Origin of the sequence: Nguyenibacter vanlangensis (assembly GCF_013376155.1) — a bacterium.
In the GTDB taxonomy this organism is placed as follows: Bacteria; Pseudomonadota; Alphaproteobacteria; order Acetobacterales; family Acetobacteraceae; genus Gluconacetobacter; species Gluconacetobacter vanlangensis.
The window spans coordinates 1-2,033 of record NZ_JABXXP010000522.1; the positions used below are offsets into that span (position 1 = coordinate 1).

The 2,033-nt window shown below is 68.0% G+C and carries 2 protein-coding genes; both read left to right on the plus strand.

Annotated features, from left to right (window positions below; all coding sequences use genetic code 11):
• A partial coding sequence (locus tag HUK84_RS16135) for a Mur ligase family protein (RefSeq protein WP_246285734.1) occupies window positions 1-1,786 on the plus strand: 1,786 nt, incomplete at its 5' end.
• Between the two features lie 9 nt (window positions 1,787-1,795).
• On the plus strand, window positions 1,796-2,033 hold a 238-nt coding region (locus HUK84_RS16140), incomplete at its 3' end, for a type 1 glutamine amidotransferase family protein (protein WP_218064417.1).

Genomic DNA, 2,033 nt, shown 5'->3' on the forward strand with positions numbered 1-2,033 from the left:
CGTGCCGGGCCATGTGGTGGGCGACGGCGCCCGCACGATCGCCGCCCTGGTCGAGGCGGAAAACCGCGACCCGCGCCGCGGCGTCGGGCACGAAAACCTGCTGACCCGGCTGGAACTGGACGAACAGGCGCTGCGCCTGCTGGCCGAACGCGACATGACGCCCGACAGCATTCCCGATGCCGGGCAGAAGATCTATCTGCGCAAGACCGCCAATCTCTCGACCGGCGGCACGGCGATCGACGTGACCGACGTGATCCACCCGGACAACAAGCTGATGGCCGAACGCGCCATCCGGGCGATCGGACTGGATATCGGCGCGGTCGATTTCCTGACCTCGGACATCACCAAAAGCTACCGCGAGACCGGCGGCGCGATCTGCGAGATCAATGCCGGGCCCGGACTGCGCATGCATATCGCCCCGTCCGAGGGCAAGCCGCGCGACGTGGGCGGCCGGATCATGGACATGCTCTTCCCGCCGGGGACGCAAAGCCGCGTGCCGATCGCCGCCCTCACCGGCACCAACGGCAAGACGACCTGCGCGCGCATGCTGGCGCATATCCTCAAGATGGCCGGTCACGTGGTCGGCCAGACCTCGACCGACGCGGTCTATATCGACGGCAACGTCACCATCAAGGGCGACATGACCGGCCCGGTTTCCGCCAAGATGGTGCTGCGCGACCCCACGGTGGACATCGCGGTGCTGGAAACCGCGCGCGGCGGCATCGTCCGCTCGGGGCTGGGCTACAGTTTCTGCGACGTGGGCGCGGTGCTGAACGTGACGTCCGACCATCTGGGCCTGGGCGGCGTGCACACGCTCGAAGGACTGGCGGCGGTCAAGCAGGTCATCGCCCAGGTCACGCGCGACACGGTGGTGCTGAACGCCGACAACGAATACACGCTCAAGATGGCCGCCCAATCCCCCGCGAAACACATCATGTACGTCACCCGCAACCCCGACCACATGCTGGTGCGCGAGCATATCCGCCTGGGCAAGCGCGCCATCGTGCTGGAACAGGGCATCAATGGCGAGCAGATCGTCATCTACGACAACGGGCTGCACATCCCGCTGATGTGGACGCACCTGATCCCGGCGACGCTGGAAGGCAAGGCACTGCACAACGTCGAGAACGCGATGTTCGCGGCCGCCATGGCCTATGCGCTGGGCAAGACGCTGGACCAGATCCGCACCGGGCTGCGCACGTTCGACAACACGTTCTTCCAGTCGCCGGGCCGGATGAACGTCTATGACGAGCACGGCTTCCGCGTGATCCTCGATTACGGACACAACGAGGCCGCGGTGGCGGCGATGACCGAACTGGTCGAGCGCCTCAAGCCGCGCGGCCGCCGCATCGTCTGCGTCACCTGCCCCGCCGACCGGCGTGATGAGGACGTGGCGGCGATCGCGGCCCGGGTGGCCGGACATTTCGACGTCTATATCTGCCATCGCGACGACACGCCGCGCGGCCGCGCGATGGACGAGATGCCCCGCATCATGCAGGCCGCGCTGCGCGACGCCGGCGTGGCCGAGGACGCCATCCGCATCATCGAGGAAGAGGAACAATCCCTCCAGGCGGCGCTCGATATGGCGCGCCCCGACGACCTCGTCCTGTTCTTCTGCGAGAACATCACCCGCTCCTGGAAGCAGATCATCCATTTCCGCCCCGCCTTCGACGGCGCGCCCGCGCCCGACGCGGCGGCGCGGATCATGGACGGCGCCTTCGACCTGCCCGCGGGCTTCAGGGTGGTGACCGATTCGCGCGGCGTGCTGATCGCTCCGGACGCCTGACCGCCACCCATGTCCATCTCCCAGCCTCCCGCCGAACCGGCGGGCAACCGCCCGAAGCTCGCCGTCATCGGCGGCCGTCTCGAAGACGACAATGATGCCGTCTATCGCGAGATGCACCGTCTCTCGGGCGGGCGCATCGTCGTGTTCCCCACCGCCTCGTCCGAACCCGACGCCGTCGGGGCCGAAACGGTCGCCGCCTTTCGCGCGCATGGCTTCGATGCCGCCCTCGCCCCCGTTCACGGCCCCG